At 43.3% G+C, this 20,759-nt stretch carries 19 protein-coding genes, 1 tRNA gene and 1 riboswitch; of the genes, 13 read left to right on the top strand and 7 right to left on the bottom strand.

All coding sequences use genetic code 11. The features are described 5' to 3' along the window. Positions 1-24: 24 nt before the first annotated feature. Positions 25-474, bottom strand: coding sequence for a hypothetical protein (locus tag CVU62_03645; protein PKN39299.1), 450 nt, complete (start codon positions 472-474; stop codon positions 25-27). A gap of 389 nt (positions 475-863) precedes the next feature. On the opposite strand from CVU62_03645, the gene CVU62_03650 reads away from it, so the two are divergent. From CVU62_03650 to CVU62_03690, 9 genes are all read left to right on the top strand, one after another. Further along, positions 864-1,802: a carbon-nitrogen hydrolase family protein gene (locus CVU62_03650; protein ID PKN39300.1), complete on the top strand. Its 939-nt coding sequence runs from the start codon at positions 864-866 to the stop codon at positions 1,800-1,802. Further along, entirely contained in the window at positions 1,786-2,805 is a 1,020-nt protein-coding gene (locus CVU62_03655) for a hypothetical protein (protein PKN39301.1), read from the top strand. Before CVU62_03650 ends, CVU62_03655 begins: the two co-directional genes overlap by 17 nt. A 25-nt stretch (positions 2,806-2,830) precedes the next feature. Next, entirely contained in the window at positions 2,831-3,307 is a 477-nt protein-coding gene (locus tag CVU62_03660; protein ID PKN39302.1) for a hypothetical protein, read from the top strand. A 70-nt stretch (positions 3,308-3,377) separates the two neighbouring features. Further along, the gene (locus CVU62_03665) at positions 3,378-4,145 is read left to right on the top strand and encodes a hypothetical protein (GenBank protein PKN39303.1); all 768 of its coding nucleotides are present in this window, start codon (positions 3,378-3,380) and stop codon (positions 4,143-4,145) included. Between the two features lie 152 nt (positions 4,146-4,297). Then, positions 4,298-4,954, top strand: coding sequence for an endonuclease III (locus tag CVU62_03670; GenBank protein PKN39304.1), 657 nt, complete (start codon positions 4,298-4,300; stop codon positions 4,952-4,954). Positions 4,955-5,151: 197 nt separating this feature from the next. Next, positions 5,152-6,978, top strand: a complete 1,827-nt coding sequence (locus CVU62_03675) for a hypothetical protein (GenBank protein ID PKN39305.1) — start codon at positions 5,152-5,154, stop codon at positions 6,976-6,978. 147 nt (positions 6,979-7,125) lie between these two features. Further along, positions 7,126-8,013, top strand: coding sequence for an MBL fold metallo-hydrolase (locus CVU62_03680; GenBank protein PKN39306.1), 888 nt, complete (start codon positions 7,126-7,128; stop codon positions 8,011-8,013). A gap of 198 nt (positions 8,014-8,211) precedes the next feature. After that, complete coding sequence (locus CVU62_03685; GenBank protein PKN39307.1) at positions 8,212-8,559, top strand: preprotein translocase subunit SecG; 348 nt, start codon at positions 8,212-8,214, stop codon at positions 8,557-8,559. A 97-nt stretch (positions 8,560-8,656) separates the two neighbouring features. Then, a tRNA-Leu gene (locus CVU62_03690) sits at positions 8,657-8,742 on the top strand. Positions 8,743-8,787: 45 nt separating this feature from the next. Here CVU62_03690 and CVU62_03695 read toward each other — a convergent pair. The 6 genes from CVU62_03695 to CVU62_03720 all read right to left on the bottom strand — a co-directional run bounded on the left by CVU62_03695 (position 8,788) and on the right by CVU62_03720 (position 15,534). Further along, entirely contained in the window at positions 8,788-9,375 is a 588-nt protein-coding gene (locus tag CVU62_03695; protein PKN39308.1) for a hypothetical protein, read from the bottom strand. Positions 9,376-9,469: 94 nt separating this feature from the next. Further along, complete coding sequence (locus CVU62_03700; protein ID PKN39309.1) at positions 9,470-10,315, bottom strand: hypothetical protein; 846 nt, start codon at positions 10,313-10,315, stop codon at positions 9,470-9,472. Positions 10,316-10,467: 152 nt separating this feature from the next. Next, a complete protein-coding gene (locus tag CVU62_03705) occupies positions 10,468-11,385 on the bottom strand; it encodes a cobalamin-binding protein (GenBank protein PKN39310.1) in 918 nt (305 codons plus the stop codon). A 78-nt stretch (positions 11,386-11,463) separates the two neighbouring features. Further along, a complete protein-coding gene (locus CVU62_03710; GenBank protein PKN39311.1) occupies positions 11,464-13,557 on the bottom strand; it encodes a hypothetical protein in 2,094 nt (697 codons plus the stop codon). A 26-nt stretch (positions 13,558-13,583) separates the two neighbouring features. Then, positions 13,584-13,762: riboswitch (cobalamin riboswitch) on the bottom strand. An 18-nt stretch (positions 13,763-13,780) separates the two neighbouring features. Next, positions 13,781-14,557 (bottom strand): heme ABC transporter ATP-binding protein, encoded by a 777-nt coding sequence (locus tag CVU62_03715; protein ID PKN39312.1) that lies wholly within the window; start codon positions 14,555-14,557, stop codon positions 13,781-13,783. A 2-nt stretch (positions 14,558-14,559) separates the two neighbouring features. Next, positions 14,560-15,534 (bottom strand): iron ABC transporter permease, encoded by a 975-nt coding sequence (locus CVU62_03720; protein PKN39313.1) that lies wholly within the window; start codon positions 15,532-15,534, stop codon positions 14,560-14,562. A gap of 256 nt (positions 15,535-15,790) precedes the next feature. On the opposite strand from CVU62_03720, the gene CVU62_03725 reads away from it, so the two are divergent. The 4 genes from CVU62_03725 to CVU62_03740 all read left to right on the top strand — a co-directional run bounded on the left by CVU62_03725 (position 15,791) and on the right by CVU62_03740 (position 20,727). Further along, the gene (locus CVU62_03725) at positions 15,791-16,939 is read left to right on the top strand and encodes a hypothetical protein (GenBank protein PKN39314.1); all 1,149 of its coding nucleotides are present in this window, start codon (positions 15,791-15,793) and stop codon (positions 16,937-16,939) included. Between the two features lie 156 nt (positions 16,940-17,095). After that, positions 17,096-18,094 carry an AAA family ATPase gene (locus tag CVU62_03730; GenBank protein ID PKN39315.1) on the top strand — a complete coding sequence of 333 codons (999 nt, stop codon included), beginning with the start codon at positions 17,096-17,098 and terminating at the stop codon, positions 18,092-18,094. After that, positions 18,095-19,297: a hypothetical protein gene (locus CVU62_03735; GenBank protein ID PKN39316.1), complete on the top strand. Its 1,203-nt coding sequence runs from the start codon at positions 18,095-18,097 to the stop codon at positions 19,295-19,297. Next, on the top strand, positions 19,276-20,727 hold the full coding sequence (locus CVU62_03740) for a hypothetical protein (protein PKN39317.1): 1,452 nt from the start codon (positions 19,276-19,278) through the stop codon (positions 20,725-20,727). Before CVU62_03735 ends, CVU62_03740 begins: the two co-directional genes overlap by 22 nt. Positions 20,728-20,759: the final 32 nt, after the last annotated feature.

Consider the following 20,759-nt stretch of genomic DNA (forward strand, 5'->3'; position numbering starts at 1 on the left):
TCTGGAGGATTTAAAAAAATTCGATTAACAGGGAGGGGAATAGGAGCCTATTATCTTTTTGTGATCGGTACCGATTTCGGAAAACGTAACGCCCACTACATTCTTATGCACTCTGGTTATTTTGGTCACACCCTCTATCCAGTCTTGATTAATTTTCATTTTCAGCTTGTAAAAACTCCCAATTGCAAGTCCGTTGACATGATCTTCAAAAGAAAAAGAAGCTCCAATTTCGGAGATATTTTTAATGATAACCGGAATGTCCTTCTCTGCTAAAAGAATACCGGGCAAAGAACATCTCTTCCGATGCGCAGATCTAGTATCAAACAATAATTGATATTTTGCTCCACACATACAAGCTCGATCCAGAACTTTGTTTTGCAGTTCCTTTTCAGGCTTAGTATTTGTTTTTACCCCGCAGTCAGGACAGATAATTACTGCCCACCCTAAAGGGTTTACGAGTACTTTGGAAACCATGTATTTTCTCTCTCCGGATAATCCAGTTTCTTCTCCATCTTTAATTTGTAGTCTTTACATTCTTCACAAATATTATTGCTGAGCATCGCTTGACAGTAATTTTTATGGTGTGCGAGTATATGAACAATGATTTTGTTTGTCAAAGAATTTTTGAGAATAAAATTAATATATTGGTATTGCATAGAAGAAATTTAATATATTAATTTATTAAGGATTGAGTTATTATGGATAATCTTTTCAGCAGGAGAATACTTCTCGTGAACAGACGCTATATGTTTTCGCCGGCAGTATTTATTATATTGGTCATTTTCTCCATCTTCATTTCGCGCGAACTGTATAAAATATTCCTTAATGAACAAAGAAAAGCTAAATAACAAATAAGGAGAACCATGAAGAAGCCTGTCAAAGTCGCCGCAATCCAACTTGCTACAAAAATAGGAGATTCAAACACGAATATCGCCAGCTGTGAGCGATTAGCACTTATGGCTATCAAGGAGGAAGCGCGTTGGATAGCTCTACCGGAATTTTTTACTACGGGAGTCAGCTGGAATCCGAAGATTGTCGAGGCCATTCAGAACATTGACGGCACAGCCGCAAGTTTTATACGTGACTTTTCGGCAAAACATCAAGTTGTTTTGGGAGGTTCATTTTTGTGCAGGCTATCCGATGGCAGTGTACGCAATCGCTACCAGTGTTATGCTAACGGCTCTCTTCTGGGCCAGCACGACAAAGATCTTCCTACGATGTGGGAAAATTATTTCTATGAAGGCGGTGATTCGACTGATAGCGGCATTCTCGGGATCTATAACAACACACGTATTGGCGCGGCCGTCTGTTGGGAATTTATGCGCACTATGACCGCACGGAGGCTGCGCAATCAAGTGGATGTGATCATGGGCGGTTCCTGCTGGTGGAGCATACCAACCAATTTCCCTGACATGCTCCAGAGGCTTTGGGAACCGGCAAATAATCGTTGCTCCCTTGCGGCCATACAGGATAGCGCCCGTCTCATCGGTGCTCCGGTCATTCATGCCGCGCATTGCGGGGAGATTGAGTGCCCGATGCCGGGTTTACCGATCAAATACCGGGGTTACTTTGAAGGAAATGCGGCCATTGTGGATGCGAGCGGTCAAGTGTTGGCGAATCGCAGTGCCTCAGAGGGCGAAGGTATCGTTTGCGCAGAAATATCGATGGACGCACAAACAACTACTGAAGAAATCCCCCATCGTTACTGGCTGCGCAAAAGAGGATTCCTGCCTGCTTTTGCATGGCATCATCAACGCTTGTTGGGTCGGCGCTGGTATAAACGTAATGTGCGCCGGACATAAAATTTTGTTGTATTCTTTCTTCTACGAAAAAAATATTATAGAAGGAGATTGTATGGATACACGACGAGACTTCATCAAAAAAAGTGCCATCATAGGCACAGCTTTGTGCCTCCCGGTTTCTCTTACACAAGAAAGCATCGCTGCCTATCCCGATTTAAAAACACGCTCTCCGAAAAAAGTCCTGATTTTATGGTACAGCCAGACAGGCCATACTTATAGATACGCCAGGCTAATCGGCTGCATTTTGAAAGGTAAAAATTTAGAGGTAGATGTGTGCGAAATCCAGGAAACGGATAAAAAAATCCTACCTGATTATGATTTTATCATCGTTGGCAGTCCTGTTTTTTATTATGATACACCTTCCAATGTCAGTGATTGGCTGGAAGAAATTCCATCCATCAAGGGAACACCGGTTGCCACGTTCGTTTCCTTTGGTGGTCCCGAAGGCAATCAGCACAACGCCTCCTGTCACATTCTCAAAATCCTGGCAAGCAAAGGCGGAGTACCCGTAGGAAGGGATGCGTTTCGAAATATTCCCTCTTATCCCACACCAAAATGGGACAGTGCCAATCAAAAATCCGGACAACACCTGCCCAACGCAGCAACATTTGATCAGGTACGCCGTTTTACGGCAGACACTCTGACAAGAATTTCCCGAGGTGAGACAATTTCCATTAGCTATGAAATTGCTTTGAGAGAAGGTTTGCGGGCTTTGCCTCTTATCTGGTTAAACAAGAAAGCAATCAATAAACATACGGTGGACGCCTCAAAATGTATCGGTTGTGGAACATGTGTTAGAAAATGCCCGACCAAAGCCATCAATCCTTTTAAACAAACTGTTGACAGAGACAAATGTCTGGCCTGTTTCGGATGTCTGAATAATTGCCCTGCCGATGCCGTAGTGATGGAATACAGAGGCCAGCGTCTATACGGTTTCCCCGAATATTTAAAACGAAACAATATTACAATTATGGAACCACCGGAATTTAAGACGTGCACTTGAAATTATAAGGTGGAAGACCGGCAAAATGACTAAACGGAAATTGGCATCGATTATGGAGTGGCTTCGGCCTGCGGGTATTGGACTTGCTATTTTTTTCGCCTACTACGCAGGCCATGACCCGATATCACAATTTCATATTATGGGGTTGTTCATAGTCATGATTATGTCCGGCACGGTGGCCTTTGAATCTCTAATACTGGGAGAAGCGGCCTCCGAGAAAATCGGCTATGCGCCAAATCGCGCTTATCAAATTCAATCGGGACTAGCCAACGCGGCCACAGCCGTCACTGCCGTGCTTGTTTATGTGCTGGATTGGGGACGATACGCTGATGCAACAATCGTCACAGCGATGTTGATTTTCTTTACTTTCTCAGCGGCCAATCATCTGGCCACAGCCATCAGGAACGGGAACATGAAACCTGTTAACTTATTACGTCCTGCGATGACATTGGTGTTGCTTGGCTTACTGCTGCCTCTTATGATAAAAGCGCTGTCTTCGTAAAGCTGCACACAGCTTATTAGAACAGAATTTGAATAAATACTTGTTCTTATTAAAAAAGGGAGAAAAATTTATGAAACAATTTGTTATCACTCCGGCGGCGGGTAAACGTTTGATTGGAAAAGCAATAGCTAAAAATACTGCGATTGTAAAAGCACTGAAAAAAGGAACCATTGTCATTGTTGCCGGAACAACCAATGGCTATGTAGCGGAAGAAATTCTCAAAGAGCTTGGTCAGGCCAAGGCATTCCAACGGAATCATTTTTACCGCGGAATAATTTTACCGCCAAATCGCCCAACAACATCGACAGGAAGAAGTTATGACGAAAGCAAATTTCCGGGTGATGTTGTAATAATAAAAGGCGTGTATCAGAAGGGTAAAACAATATTTGATGTGGTCGATGAGCTGCGCGAAGGAGACGTCATTCTGAAGGGAGCCAATGCCGTTAATTTAATCCAAAGAAGAGCGGCAATTCTGATCGGTGCCCCGAATGCCGGAACCATCGGTGCTTCCCTTCCCGCAATTGTGGGAAGACGTGTCAAACTAATCGTACCGGTGGGATTAGAAAAACGTGTTTACGAAAATCTTGACGACTTGGCAGTAAAAATGAATGCCCTTGGAGTCCAAGGCCCCCGGTTTTTGCCTGTGCCGGGAGAAATATTTACCGAGCTTGACGCAATTGAGTTGCTTACAGGCGCTTCAGCTTCTTTGGTTGCGGCAGGCGGCGTAAGTGGCGCCGAAGGAAGCGTATGGCTGGCTGTCAGCGGTAAACCTTCGCAGGAAAAGGCTGCGGAAATTCTTATAAAATCCGTCGTCAATGAACCGGTGTTTACCTTCTAACAAATTCTCCTATTTGTCATTCCGGGCTGGAACTCGGGCGAATGCCTGATGACCCGGAATCCAGGAAATAACAAACACTACTGGATACCGGCCTTCGCCGGTATGACACCCTTTAAAAGAATGCTCCGAAATGACAAAGGACTTGTTAATTTATGAAAGACAGTCAAATTAACAACATCATTAAAATATTAAAGAAAGAACTGGCAGTGGGAACAATGCCGATTGTTTCTCATCTGGCGGAAGATCAGCGCGATGCTTTTGTGATTCTGATTTCAACACTCCTGAGTTTGCGGACGAAGGACGAAGTAACGGAGGTCGCAACAGAAAGGCTCTTTGAGCTGGCATCCTCTCCGGAAGAAATGCTGAAAGTGCCCTTGGATAAGATCGCTAAGACAATTTATCCGGTCGGCTTTTACCGCGTCAAAGCAAAAAATATTCATCACACTTGCCGGGAATTAATCGCGCGTTTTGGCTCCAAAGTGCCGGATAATATCGATGACTTGCTGACCATTAAAGGCGTCGGCCGCAAAACCGCCAATCTGGTTGTCTCTCTTGCTTACGGCAAAGACGCGATTTGCGTTGATACGCATGTGCACAGAATTTCCAACCGTCTGGGCTATGTAAAAACAAAAACACCGGACGAAACGGAATTTGCTCTGCGCAAAAAACTACCGCGCCGCCACTGGATTATTTATAACACTATCATGGTTGCCTTTGGCCGTAAGACATGCAAACCGGTTTCTCCTCTGTGTAGTCAATGTCCCGTAAACAAATATTGCGACCGCGTATATGTGACTTTGAGCCGATAACTTCCTGTAATCTTCAGTTTATTAGTCCCAAAAAATGATATAGACTTTCAGTTGGTAATCAATTATCGTTGTACGACATCTTATAGTAATGATTCACTTGACACACAAAAAAGTAATTTATATATTACACCATTCAAAAAATAACGCCTCACACTTTTAGCTTCACAAAAAATATTTTCCAAAAATCTGGAACTGATATGTCTAGTGACTACGAAATAATTGACTTAATCAAAAGTGCTGCTCAAGAAGGTCAATTTGATAAAATGTCATTGGAAGACCTGGAAAGCATTTATCAAAAAGGCTGTTCTTTAATTAAAGCTGTGCCTAATGACGAGGTTTTCATTAAGGCAGTTAATCAATTCAAGAAGGAAATTAGAAAAAGGAAAGTCAGACAATTCTTGCGTTGGGAGTTTTCTTTTGTTGGTTCTTTTTTAATGAAGTTATGGAATATCATCATTCTATTATTAGGATTTGCATGTTTAGGCTACTTTAGCGTTTTTTTAATACCTTTCTTCGCATCATTTCAGACACCAGTTCAACGAGTTATATTCGCATGTAGTGTATTTACAATATTTATTATTATCCTCGGACTCTGGCTTAAAATAAAGTATTCAAAAAAACACCCTGAAATTACCTCAGTCAAGAAATCTAAAATATACATATCTGATAATCTGAAAATAATCTTGGTAATTTTAGCTAATATTCCACCTTTACTTACCATGCTTGCTTGGCCATTTTTTGTATTTTGTTTCTTGTTAGGCATAGCTGATTCAGGACTTTCAGGAATATCGTCGATTGATTATATGTTTTTTTTGTGGCTCTACTTATTGTTTTATCCACTACTAATATTTTGGGGCATATCAATAATCTTCAAAGCTTTTCGTACAGGGAAATCTTCTCGTTCCATACCGGGATTCGTATTGACATACGGCAGTCTTCTTTTGTTTAGCATAATTTTCGGATTGGTTACGGGCACCGACAACATTGTTTTAAAAGCTTGGTACGCAATAACTATGAATCATAAAGGTCCCCATATTGTTCATTTGATGAAAGAAAAATCATCAAAAGAATATATTAGAGCAGTTGCTTGGAGCTCTGATGGGAAATCGATTGCGACAGCTGGGGAATCGAAGCAGATAACAATATGGGACGCATCAACTATGTCGATAAGGCATCAGTTAAAACAAGATTGGAGTAGTTCAGCAGTTGATAATATAACCTTCAGTCCGGATAGTCGATATGTGGCATCAGGCCTAAGAATTGTCAACGTATGGAAAGTCACCGATGGAACTCTACAAGCGACATTAGTAGCTCCTCATGTCATACCAGACATGCCGCAAGGTATAGTAATTGAATCCCTGCACTTTAGCCCTAATGGCAAAATTCTTGTGGTCACTTATTGTCATGATAAGGAAATCATGATTGCCTATCGTACAGATAACTGGCAAATTGCCTGGTCCTATGTGCCGCAAAAATACACGTATTTCCAAACGCCGCTGGTATTCACACCAGATGACAATAATGTCATTATTGGTGTAGGTGAGGTCGGGTCTAATCTTAGGTTCTTGCCCAAGATATTGATACTGAATACGGCCTCCGGCAAGTATCTACGAAGCATCGACAAAATCCACATTGACAAACCTACAGCTTTGGCCATCAGTTCGGACGGCAAGTGGGTGGCGACCGGTACAGAGACCGGAAGTAAAACTAATGGCATAGAGAATAAAGATCCTGTGAGGCTATGGAACATTGAAACCGGGAAACTGATAAAAGAACTTCCGGTGAAATGTGCTGTTAAGTCATTAGCCTTCAGCCGTAACGGAAAATTTCTTTTCGGTGCCAAATGTGATACTCACATGGCCAGGTTGACTTTGGCGGTTTGGGATATTGAATCGGGAGAATTGGTTCAGGAAGTTAGGAACAGTTACCTCCCTAATAGCTTAGCAGTCAGTCCCGACGGAAAGAAACTTGCCGCGGCTTGCGGTTATAAGCTGTCGATATATGAAATTACGACAGGCAATTGATTACAACCAGAAATCCTCAAATTTGATGATTCCCAAAAACTGTACCTTCGTAGGTATAAGCAATAAAGAGACAAGACTTCATTGGACTATTTCTGTCAATTCAAGTATAGGTCAAAAAAGATAACCTTCGAGGAACGTGAGTTAACCATGGATGTTCAATTTGGACGGATCAGGTTTATCCGCGGCGATAACTGCGGTAAATATCCCTTCAATCATTCCGTATATCTGGAAGGCAAAGATATCAGAGTAATCATCGATCCTTCCTGCAGCCAACAAAAACTAACGGATCTAAAACAACAAGATGGAGTTGATCAGGTCTGGCTTTCGCACTGGCATGAAGATCATATGGGATTTTTGAATCTTTTTGACAATTGTGTATTACGCCTCTCGGAGAGGGATTTTCCACCGTTGACCGACATCGAAATTTTTCTGGACTGGTACGGAATTAAAAAAATGCAAAGCCGTGAAATATGGAAAAATATCATGCTGAACAATTTTAACTATCGCCCGCAAAAGAAAGCTTTATTTCTTCAGGATGAAGAAACTATTGATCTGGGTTCTCTCAAGGTTAAGGTGATTGCTACGCCCGGACATACACCGGGACATCTTTCTTTTTTCTTTCCGGACGAAGAAATTCTTTTTCTGGGCGATTATGATTTGACAACATTTGGCCCCTGGTACGGCGATGTTTACTCCAGCATAGAACAAACAATAACATCCATCCACACGCTGAAGAACATTCCCGCCCGCCGATGGATTGCTTCCCACAACACCGGGGTCTTTGAAAGAAATCCGGGAAACCTCTGGGACGACTATGAAAATGTCATTTATCTACGCAACGAAAAAATTATGAACTTTCTGAAAGAACCCAAAACTCTGGAGGAAATTCTTGCCGCCTGGTTGATCTATGGCAGGCCAAGAGAACCAAAAGAATTTTTTGAATTCAATGAACGAGCTCTGGTTGGCAAACATATTGAATACTTAGAGAAAAACGGAAAGATTGCTCTGGACAAAGACAAGTATGTCAAAATCTGAGCTAAGGGACTTAAATGTATAAAATAACTACGGAAAGAAAAAAGTTGACTAGCTTATAGCGTTTTGGTATTGTCCAACCGCTTCAAGCGGATAATATAAAAACAAAAATTATTGTTTGAGCACAAGTAGCGGTTGGCCTCGAGAGCCTGGATTAAGATTAAATTTAACAATAATAAATTTTAGATAAGAGAAAATTTTATGTATACTTTATTGGTTATTTTACATATTGCAGCTTCCCTTACTTTGATTCTAATTGTGCTTTTACAGGCAGGCAAGGGTGCCGATATGGGCGCTGCGTTTGGCGGTTCCAGTCAAACGGTTTTTGGTTCTTCAGGAGCCGGTACCTTTTTGGGAAAGCTTACCGCGGGGATAGCTGTACTTTTCATGTGTACATCTTTGCTACTTACCTATACGGCAAGCCACAGAAGTTCTTCTTCATTATTGGAACGAACCAAAGTCCCTGTTACAGAGCAGAAACTTCCGCCGGTAAGCCCAAATGTACCAACACAACCATCGATGCCTCCCGTGGCACCGGTAAGTAAGTAGACAAAGAGCTTTTCATATTGACAATCCCACGACCGGATATGATAAAAGTTTAAATAACATTAGAATTCACTGCGTGGAGTGAAATATTTTTTTTGATGCCGAAGTGGTGGAATTGGTAGACACGCCATCTTGAGGGGGTGGTGGACAAAATCCGTGCTGGTTCAAGTCCAGTCTTCGGCACCATAAAAAAACTTTTTTAAGCATTACTCTAGTCGTTTTTCCAGCCTCTTATGCGCGTGAGCGCTTGCGACTCTGCCAAGCAGCAAATCCATTAACCATTGCCAGAAAAGGTGCCGCCACTGTAGCCACTATAATTTCATCAAACAGGCGGCTGTGAGAAACGGTATTGCCGCTCAAACGTGCGACAAAAGCATCAAATGTGTTGCCGCTTAAGTTTCCCAACATAATTATACGTATATAGAGCATAATATCATTAGCGATAACATCTCCATAAAAACGTTTAAGTTCCAGAAGATTTTCAGATGATGGATTGCGCTCCGTCTGTGCATATTCCTGTGCGAACTGCAAAGCCGGTCTTTCATAAGCGCTAACCTGCGTACCAATTTCCATCTGTAGAAGTTGAGTCACTTCCCCTGCTTCCACACCACTCATCTGCGCCAATGCGCCATGAAAACGCGCGCAATGCTGGCATCCATTCACTGCGGTAACTGCCAACATGATTTTTTCCGCCATTGGCCAGGGAACCCGCTTTGAACGATAAGCTCCTATTATCCAAGGCAGACTGTACGCAAAAAAATTAATATCCAGCAAAAACTGGTTAACCCTGTAAACTCGCTTGTGAAATTTTTGTGACATACTGCTCTCTTTCCGGATATGTCAATATATTGATCTCATTTAACAAATGGATAAGTCGGCTTGATTTTGTGGTTGCTTAAGATGCAAACTGTTATCAGCCGTTCTTGATTATCTGTTCTATCTCCGCGCCGTATACTTTAATTTTTCTTTGCGATAAATATTTTTCAGGATGTTCGATGTCCTGCGCGAGTTCAAGCAAATTGCTGTCCTGCAGAAACATGAATACGGCACGATTTTCATCTTTTGCCCGATGAAAACGCCAGAGGAAAAGTCTTTTAAGCAAGTCTTTTTGTTTTTGATTCAAAGAATTGTAGCCATTAATCCTTGTATGTCCTTGTCTATCTATTCTTTTTTCCTTCCAATTTGTCCCGGCAATCCTTGCAAAAGCTTCTTCGGCGGAATCTTTTAAATCTCTTCTGCTCAATTCCATGAATTGTTTTTCATAAAGCGTTGGAAGATATATAACATCCTGAACTGCGTATTGAAGTTGCTCTTCCGTCAATGGCCGGTTGTCCCAGCGCGATCGCTGCATTTTTTTGTCTTTTTTCAATTCCACACCGGCAAACTCTTTAATCATTTTTTCCAGCGAAAGTTGTTGAAAACCTAAAAGAAACGCCGCCCGATGAGTATCGAAGATATTTCTGAAACTAAATTTATAATCCCGTTTCAGAAGGCGTATATCGTTATCTGCCGCATGCAAAATCTTGACAATGTGCTGGTTATCAAAATATCTGCCCAGAAAAGACAAATTCAGATTATTCAGGGGATCAAAAACATAGGTTGTGTGATTGGCATGAATTTGAATCAGACAGAGTTTTTCTCTAAAATACCGGAATGAATCATATTCTGTATCGATGCTTAAAACATTCGCTTGCTCAAAATCATTAACGGCACGCTGTAATTTTTTAGGCGTATCCACCAAAAGCCATTTTGCAGTCATGGCGATTAACTTAACTGAAATGTAAATTTAATTCCAGTTTAAAGTGCGAAAGTTCCGGCTTTATTGAAGAACCAACGGAATTCCGCCATGCAACATCACGGACAGGACGGCCAAGATCAACAGTTCGTTTTTATTACACAATCTTAAATCAACTACGGTATTGATTTTTTAATATCCGGATGAAAAATCAACGCCATTTTTTCTATAGCATCCACAATGCGCGGTGACGCCCTGCTTATAAGATCAGTATTTACAGGGTAAATTTTATTATTTTTTACAGCCGGAATTCCTTTAAATTCCTGCCAGAATTTTTTTACTGCCGTAAATTCTTTATCGTGGATCATCGGCGCGAAGAGAACTATCTCCGGCGATGCCTGCATGATACCCTCAGCGCTGTAGCGGGGATAGCGGGCGGTATCAAGACCGGCAACATTAACTCCTCCGGCGCGTTCAATTGTTTCGTTGATTAACGTTCCTTTGCCGACTGTAATAACCGGCTCCAAACCAATCTGGAAAAAAACTCTTGGTTTACTTTTGTGTTTTATTTGTTCGGCAATATTATTTAATCTCTTTTGAAGTTTCTCCACCAGTTTTCCGGCTTCTTTTTCCCTGTTGGTTATTTCACCGATGTGTAAAATGCTTTTCAGGATGCCGGCGGTATCCGAAGGATTTGTCACATAGACGGACAAACCGATCCTGTCCAACTTTTGTATTATATCTTTTCTGTTGCCGTCAGCGGTGACAAGGATTAAATCCGGTTTCAAAGAAACAATTTTTTCCACTGAAGGATTGGTGAAACCGCCTATTCGAGGTTTTTGACGCGCCTGGGTTGGCCAGTTGCAATAACTGGTTACCCCGGCTATTTTTTCGTCAAGACCGAGCGAGTAAACTATTTCAGTAAGTCCGGGGGCAAGGGAGACAATTCTTTGCGGCGCAGAAGTTATATTTACACTACGGCCTATTTCGTCAGTAACTGTGCGGGCACAGGATATATCTGCGTAAAAAACCGCCAAGATAACGGTAAATAAAACCAGTAAAATGCTGTCAGTGTTTATTAACTGTTTGCGCATAATTTTTCACCAGATTGCGGCAGGGAAAAGTTTTCACCCGCCGCAATCCTTTTGACTACAATTTCAGCCAGTTAACTTTTAAAACTCAAAAGAGAGGCCGCCTTTAAATGTGATTCCGGGCATGGGGTAATAGAAATTCGAATAAGAGACACCCGGATAGCTATACTGTTCATAATCAAAACCGGAGGAAGAATATTTCACGTCGGCAATATTATCCACACCCAGAAAAGCTGTCAGGCCGAGCTTCCCGAAAGTCGGTTTGTAATAGACATAAATATTCATCAGCGTATGAGCTTCCAGTTTTTCGGTGCTGTTGTCGTTATCGCCGGAAATGAAAGCATCACCCACATACTGTACTTCAGGCCTCAGTGTCAGATTGTAGGGCAGATAAATTTCTAAACCGGCATTGGCCATATGGTTGGGAACCATGGGCATCTCTTTTTTATTGTCGGCGCCGTTTTCAAAAGTTGCCTTATGATATGTGTAATTTCCAAATATCTTGAAATACTTCGGCCAGATATAAGCCAGAGAAACTTCCATTCCATCATGACGGGTCTTTCCGGCGTTTTGATTATAACCCGTCGGGTAATATCCCACATACTGAATTTCATCTTCCATATCACTGCGGAAAAGCGTTAAGCCAAGTTTCAAATTCTCCAGAGGATAAAAATCCGTTCCCACTTCGGTACTGATTCCTTGTTCTTTGTCCAAACTCGTTAAAAATCCTCCGCCGCCGCCATTGAAATAAGCAACTTCCTCAAGAAAAGGAATGCGATAAGTGGTGCTGAATTTCATGAAAGCTTTCGACTGCTTTCCCCAAAGCAAAGTTAGTCCTGCTTCATAAGCTTCGGCATTATAAGTATTTTTCTGATCAGTAAAATTGTTCGATGGTGAAGAAAAATCCACGTTGGAACCTTTAATTGATGCCTGCTCGAACCGATAACCGGCGCTGATAATAAGATTTTCTAAAATACTGAATTCATCACGGATATAGCATCCCAAAGATTCCCGCGAAAGGTCCGCTTTGCTTAATTGTACCGTTCTTTCCCGATCACTATAAATATCTTTTTTGTATGGTTCATTATAATAATCGACACCTACTATTACTTTGTTATGAAAACCGACAATATCTTTTTCCAGAATATATCTCGGCGTAATTCCGTAAGTGTCGGCATTCGTATCGGAATAAACGTACGGAAACCACATGGTCAAGGATGACGGCATATTCATTTGCAGATCTTTTTTTCCATACAAAAAATTAATTTCCATCCGTCCCCAAGAGCCCCAAAAAGATTTAAAGCCCAGATTGACGTTTGTGTATTTATCCGACCCGTCATCATCCGGATGAGCGTTCATCCAATATAGCGGCATGGCTGGTTGATATTGCCTTCTGTCCTGCTCCATTTGTTCCTTAGTTAAAGCGCCGGGCATCTGATAATCAACTTTATTAAATGAAACGCCCAGCGAGATATTCAGCAAGTCATTTGCAGAATATCCCAAATCAAAGCCGCCGCCCTGCGCGGAATATTTCGAACGCTCCCGATAACCAAAATTAAAATTGTTTTCTCCGGTTATGGAGTAAGTCCATTTCTCGGTCGCACCGGTTACGCCGACCCGTTCGTTGTTGAGACCATAACTTCCCACAAGAGCAGAAGCACTAAATTTCGGTTTACTCTTGCCTTTTTTGGTGATGATGTTAATTACACCACCTATGGCCGCATCACCGTAAAGAACGCTGCCTGGGCCGCGAACAACTTCGATTTTTTCGATTGTATTGACCGGCATCTGTAACCAATTGATAGAAGCCATATCGGTTCTATTCAACCGGCGGCCATCCAGCATAACTAAAGTTTTACCAAAAGGATTGTCTCCGCCGAAGCCGCGCATATCAACCATTGCCTGCGATGAATTTCCGCTGTAAGTGCGAAACTGAATACTTTCCAGTTTGTCCAATGCTTCAATTATGGTTGTCACTCCTGATTTTTCAATTTCTTCAGCAGTAATGACTGTTACGCTGGATGGAGCTTTGCGGATTTCCTGCGTGTCGCGCGTCGCAGTAACGACAACTTCTTCCATCGTTACAATCGGTTCGCTGGATTTTTTATCTTCGGCTTGTGCAGGTGAAAAAACAGATACTGAAAATAACAGAACTAAAAATAAGACTTTCTTCATGGAGCTTCTCCTTCCCCCTCGGGATTAAGTAAGTTGGACTCACCATAAAGTTTTCTGACTTGCGGCGACCTAATTTCCACGCCTTCCCGATGCAGGGCATCAGTGACAAAATGTGGATTTCGTTCCGCTTACAGCTGCGGGGCAGTGCCGGATTTTAACCGGCTTCCTTTATTTGGCAGTCTTTGCTGATCTCTTTGAAAGAAATTCAGCAACATTTTTTCAATCAGGTTAATAATGTCACTCTGGGCAAACCGTTTTGCGGATTTTGATCAACCAGCACATCGACATCATAAACCTCTTTTATGTTCGCCGCAGTAATAACTTCTGCGGGTTTTCCTATAGCATAAATTTTGCCGGAGTAAAGCAAAATTATTCTATCGGAGTTTTGAGCGGCCAGATTGATATCGTGAGTAACAAAAATTACTGTGAGTTTTTGCATTGTGTTCAATTGTCGCAGCAAAGCTAAAAACTGAACCTGATGTTTCAAATCCAAAAAAACGGTGCTTTCATCCAGCAGCAAAACTTTTGGCTCTTGCGCAAGGGCGCGCGCAATCAATACTCTCTGACGCTCCCCGGCGCTTAGTTCACTGAAACGCCGTTCGGCAAACGCCAGTGTATCTGTTTTTTCCATGGCTTCATGGACTATCTTGTAATCTTTCTTATCCTCAAAACCATACCGGCCCAAATGAGGAAATCTCCCCATCAGCACAATTTCTTCCGCGTAAAACGGAAAAATCATCGCCGTTTCCTGCGGCACGATGGCTACTTTTTGTGCGATTTCCTTTCGCTGCCATCTGCCGGTTTCTTTGCCGTCAATAAGCATTTGCCCGGCATCGGGAAATAGCGTGCCGTTGATGATTTTCAAAAGAGTGGTTTTGCCGGAACCATTCGGCCCGATAACCGCTACGATTTGTGCTTCATCAATAGTAAATGAAACGTCTCCCATTACAGGTTTCGTGGCATAACTGAAGCTTATGTTTCTGGCATCGATTACAGGCATGTTTAACGCTTATTCCTTTTCAAAAGAAAAATAAAATAAGGTGCGCCGCAAAGCGCTGTTATAACTCCTACCGGCAACTCCGCCGGAGCAAGGACAATTCTGGCTATGGTATCGGCTACGATTAAAAACGACGCACCGAACAAAGCGGAAACAGGCAAAAGCAGTCGGTGGTCGGAGCCAAAAACAAGGCGCATTAAATGCGGCACCATAATCCCCACAAAGCCTATTATGCCGGCCAGAGAAACTGCCACGGAAATAATAAGCGAGGTTATAATCAGAAGTCTTTGCTTTGTTTTCTCTACATGGACACCTAATTGCTGCGCCGTGTCTTCACCTTGAACAATCAAATTCAGTTTCCTTGCATGCGCGTAAAGCAAAACAAAACCGGCAAGCAGGCAAACAGCCGCCACGCAAATTTCTTTTGCTGACGCCCCTGATAAGTCGCCCATCAGCCAGAAAGTGATGCTGTGCAACTCCATACTGTTGACTATCGATAAGAAAAAGAGAATAGCCGCAGAAAAAAAAGCGTTAACGACAACGCCGGAAAGTAAAAGCGAATTATCCGACAGAGGCCCTCTAACGCTTCCGGCCACTACAAACACCAAGAAAACAGTGGCCAACGCTCCCACAAAAGCCAACAGTGGAATTCCTAAATAAAAAGAACCCGCCCCGATAACAATGCCGATAATTGCTCCGAGAGCCGAGCCGCCCGATATTCCCAGAATATATGGATCAGCAAGAGGGTTGCGCAAAATCGCCTGAAAAACAACTCCGCCCAGAGAAAGAGAAGCACCGACAATTCCGGCAAAGATGATCCGCGGCAGGCGCACTGAAAATATAATTAATTCTTCCTGGGAAGAAAGAGAGCTTTCTCCGGTGAAGGAATTAACCAGCGATCTGAGCACCTCGATAAAACCAATATGGACACTACCCAACGAAAGAGAAACAACACAAACAGCAAGGAAAATCAGCAGCATCACGGCGCTTATTTGCAGTACCCTGGATAAAGTTACACGGCGGTAAATGTGCGATACCCTCCTTAGATATTAATATGGACTTATATATTTTCTTTAATTTGTTTTCCACCACTAAATATTTCACAGATTGCGCAGCACTCTTTGGCAAGGCACTGGTTGCGCACCTCATATCTGGCAACCAAGATTTTCTTGACATACTTAAGAGCGTCTCCTATATTTCCTCCTGCAAAAATAAGTCTTATAAAGGCAGGAGATCATGGACACGTTAACAGGCAAATACGCCCAGGCAGCGGATATTATTGTAAGGGCCGGAATTCTTCCGTTCGTAATATCAGATACCTTACTGGAAATAGTTAAAATCTATTTAACAGAAGAAGAGATCGATTTCATAATAAAGAATTTTGACAAAGAGACAACCCTCTCTATCGATCAGCTTAAAGAAAAATCAGGACTATCTACGGCCGACATAGAAAAAATGACAGATGGGTTGGCAAAAAAGGGCTTCATATTTAATCAGCCCAATACAAAGGGTGTAATGATCTACAGACTCTTGCCGCTAATTATCGTGGGCGCTTTTGAATACACGTTCATGAAGGAGCGCATGCAAGGTGAGAAAATAAAGGAATATGAAAAAATAGCTAAACTGTATCACAAGCTTTTGGAGGAACTTAAGGACACCGTACAAGGGCAATACGACGCATTCATTCCAATCTTTGAGGTTCAGCCTGCCCCTGACCGTACCGTTCCCGTATTTACAAACGAAAGCGGCAAGCCTATTAAAATAATCATCAATGAAACGGTAAAGGTAGAGGAGCAGGTTCTGCCTTCCAGGACTGTTGAGGACATCATCAGGAAAAATGATGACATCGCAGTAGGATACTGTTTCTGCAGGAATTATAACAAAGTTCTCGGCCACGACTGCGAAACAAACGCACCGAATGAAGTGTGTTTCACCTTTGGAAAGTCAGCCCGCCACGTAGTCAATCAAGGCTTCGCCAGAAAAATCACAAAAGAAGAGGCTCTTAAAATATTGAAGCAAACCGAAGAAGCCGGACTCATTCATAAGGCGATACACAATGGATCAAACATTATGAAAGAAGAAAACAGCGTCTGCAACTGCTGCAAGGACTGCTGCGACGCCTTTACTCTCTGGCGCAACGGCATTACGCCGATGATCAATTCCACGAACTATTTATCTTTAATCGACGAAGAAGAATGCACCGGTTGCGGAGAATGCGAGACTCGCTGCCCCGTGGATGCAATCAAGATTACCGACGATAAGGCAAAGCGGGAGGAGCAATATTGCATCGGATGCGGTGTATGCGCACGTTTCTGTCCCACAGATGCTATCTCGCTTAAGGAAGGCATGAGGCGGGTTTGCGTTCCGCCCCCAAGAAGGAGATAGTGAGAGGTACGCGGATAACATATTAACTTATTTTTTGTGCACGTCGCACAACTCACGCTATTCCTATTGCACCTCTGTTTGGAAATTTTTCCTTTAAACGCTTTTTATCTAAATTTCACACTCTACTTTTGGTGGTTAATTTATCATTGACATACAATGGTGTTTTTTCTATACTTCCGTTCACAAAAAAGATTTCCCCATCAAAATTTTATAGGAGACCTCAACGTGGATTTTAATGCGTGTCAAAATCTAATTGAGAATATTGCCCGCGTAATTGTGGGAAAACAGCGTTCGATTGAATTACTGGTTGTAGCATTGATTGCTGATGGACATGTGCTGATAGAGGATGTGCCAGGTCTCGGCAAAACCTTGCTTGCCAAATCTTTAGCCCGGAGTATCGGTGGATCATTTAAACGGGTGCAATGTACGCCGGATTTGCTGCCTTCAGATATTACCGGCTTCAATATATACAATCAGCAAAGCGGGCAATTTACTTTCCAGCCCGGTCCGGTGTTAACCAATATTCTGCTGGCGGACGAAATTAACCGTACGATCCCGCGCACGCAGGCCAGTCTTTTGGAAAGTATGGAAGAACGGCAAGTCACGGTTGACGGGTGCACGTATCAGCTACCGACTCCGTTTTTTGTAATCGCTACACAAAATCCGATTGAACTGGAAGGAACGTTTCCTTTGCCGGAAGCTCAGCTTGACCGGTTTCTATTGAAAACACAGATCGGATACCCTGAAAAAGCAGAAGAGCTGTTTATTCTGGAACGTTTTCAGGAAAACGAACCGTTTCTGGAATTGAAAGCTGTGACCAGTTTGGCGCAGATAACAGCATTGCAGCAAGCTCGAAAACAAATTCGGGTGTCATCTCCGTTACGGGAATATATCGTGAATCTGGTAGAAGCCACGCGGCATCACCCCGCAATTCGCTTTGGAGCAAGTCCGCGCGGGTCGCTGAGTTTAATGCGGGCGGGACAGGCGCTCGCCGCACTGCGCGGACGAACTTATGTGCTGCCTGATGATATTAAATATTTAGCCGGACCGGTGCTGGCGCATCGTTTGTTTTTACAGGAAACAGAACGACTCCGTGGCCAAACGCCGGAACAGGTGATAGATGAAATTCTCACCGAAATCGCAATCCCTTTGTAAATGAATATGGATGCACAGGAATACGATGTCTCAACACTGCTGACCGTAAAGCTAATTCAAATCATCATAGGCATCTTTCTTTTCATCGCACTATTAAACGGTGAACAGACGTTGGCATTGTTGACCTTTCTAATTCTGGTTATGGTCAGTGGGGTCAAACTCTGGAGTCGGGCCTGTGCGAACGGATTAATATGGAACGCGCGGCTAGACAGACAGCGTCTCTTCCCGGGAGAAAAATTAACTTTCACTGTCCGCGCTGAAAATACGACCTGGTTGCCTGTGTGGCTACAAATCGGCATTGCCACGGAGGGCCCGTTCCAACCCGTGGCGGATACAGCCGCATTAACACAGGAAAGCGGTTTGCTGTGGTATCAGCAGGTTGACATGCAGTGGGAGCTTGTCGCACAACGGCGTGGTGTATACCACATTGGCATGACGTCGCTTTGTGCCGGCGACTTATTAGGTTTCTTCCCTCATGACCAGCAAGTACATGATCTCCGGCAGGTGTTGGTGTATCCGCGTCTGATTCCACTGATCGGTCTCGGTGTGCAGAAACAAGACGTGTGGGGAACGCCGGGGGCCAAACATCCTATTCATGATCCCGTATATCTCCTCGGTACGCGAGAATATCATCATTCACAGCCAGCCAAATATATTCATTGGAAAGCCAGCGCCCGCTATAACCGGCTGCAGGAAAAACTCTTTGAACCGACAACACAGGAAAAAGTTCTGCTGGTGCTGGATGTGACTCAATTTACCAGACATCAGACCGCAGATACCTTCGAGCAGACGCTGGAAGTGGCGGCATCCGTCGGTGTACAATTGCTGCAAAAAGGACAAAGTGTAGGAATCGTCACTAATGGCCGGGTTATCGACGGTAGCCCCGGAATGCTCCCTATCGCCAGCGGTCCCCGCCAGTCGCAGGCACTGCTGGAACTGCTGGCTAAACTGCTGATGGAGACCACTGAAAATATATTAACGGTGCTCATGCGCGACATGAATTTACCCTGGGGGGTAAGTTGTTTTCATCTGGCATATTGTTATGACGATACGACAGCAGCTGTCAGCAACTTGTTTCAGCACCGCCATTTGCCGGCAATATTTGTAATGGGACAACTTTCGGCAGAAACGGACGGAATGTCAAAAGGCATACGCGGGAAGTGGTATCAATTGGAGGATTTGTGTCTGAACACAAAGAAATAAAACCAACACATCCTACGATATTATTACTGGCATGCGGCGTGATGGAAGTAACCTGGCTTTCTGCTTGGGCAATCTTCGTTATGTTTTCATTAACGCAGCGGCTGTTTCCGCTGCCTACCGCTATTGTGGCGTTCAGTATAGCTGCTGCACTAACATTTTTCATACGCGGCAGAGGTTGGCGCTGGATTACAATCATTGGACTGCATCTCTTGATATGTCTACCTGTGACACTTTACATTATTTATGCTTTTAATTACTGGTCGTATCCTTTTTGGAGCCGGACATGGACAGATGCTTTATTTAATACGCCTGATGGTCATCTGAAATGGTTGATTCTGTCCTTGACTTTATTCTGGGCATTACTGTTTTGGATGGGCGGAATACAATTTACACGATGGTCCAACACTTATCGGAATGTATGCAGGCGGTTTGATTTGGGTCTCGGAATGTTGTTAGGTCTGTTTTTAATAAAACTAATGGTTCTTATCCGCGACGGCGTTCCGCTTGTTGATCCTTTAACCAAGTGGCTGATTTTGCCATTTCTGCTGTTTGGAATGATCGCCATTGGCAGCGCCCGCAATCGTAACCATACACCTAAAACATATCGGGCAGGATACCGACTCATCGGGGTTGTGCTGAGTTTTGCGGTTGTAGTGATAATGTCCGGCGTGGGATTGTTGGCGTTTTTCTGGACATACTTCACGATGACTGCCGAAACAGGTTATGATCTGCTCAAGCAGGGATTTCAGCCTTTTGTCCCGATGCTCCGTGCAGTTCTCCTCTTTTGGTTTATGCCGCATGGGGGAGGCGTGGCCCCTGTAGATACGAGAAGAGATATAAATGTAGGAAACGTAAATCTTTCTCCGGGAGAAATGAATTGGTGGACGGCACTTTTAGAAAAAATTCTGAACTCGAGTATCGGGGGCATACTGGGTATACTACTTGTAGTAGTACTGGGCATTGGAATCTGGCATTTTATCCGGTGGTCGCTTTCTAAAACACCGAGAAGCAAGCAGAAACATCTTTACTTAAAACGCCTGTTAGCGTTCCTTCTTCAGATCACGGTCTTTTTCCAATCTTGTATAGCATTGATATTAAGCCGTTTACGTGGATATTCTACCGCGACCCAATTTTACCGCCTACTTATTGTTTGGGGACGGCGTAGCGGACTGCCGCACCGATCGAGCGAAACGCCATGGGAGTATGGCTCACGTTTAAGTCGTTATTTCCCTGCGATTTATCAGGAGATTATGCTTGTTGTCGAACTCTTCCAGCAGGAAGTATATAATGAAAATCCCTTGAATGCTCAACAAATCACCCAGGCATCGCAGGCCTTACACCAATTACGCAGTCCCATCCATTGGTGGTCCCGTTTTCGAATCTGGCTGCGGGAAGGTAAAGATGAAGCTTTCAGAACATCAGTAGTGTAAAAATTTTAGAAAGATTTTAAAGCTCGAGAGGC

It is taken from the genome of Deltaproteobacteria bacterium HGW-Deltaproteobacteria-2, assembly GCA_002840505.1.
In the GTDB taxonomy this organism is placed as follows: domain Bacteria; phylum Desulfobacterota; class Syntrophia; order Syntrophales; family Smithellaceae; genus Smithella.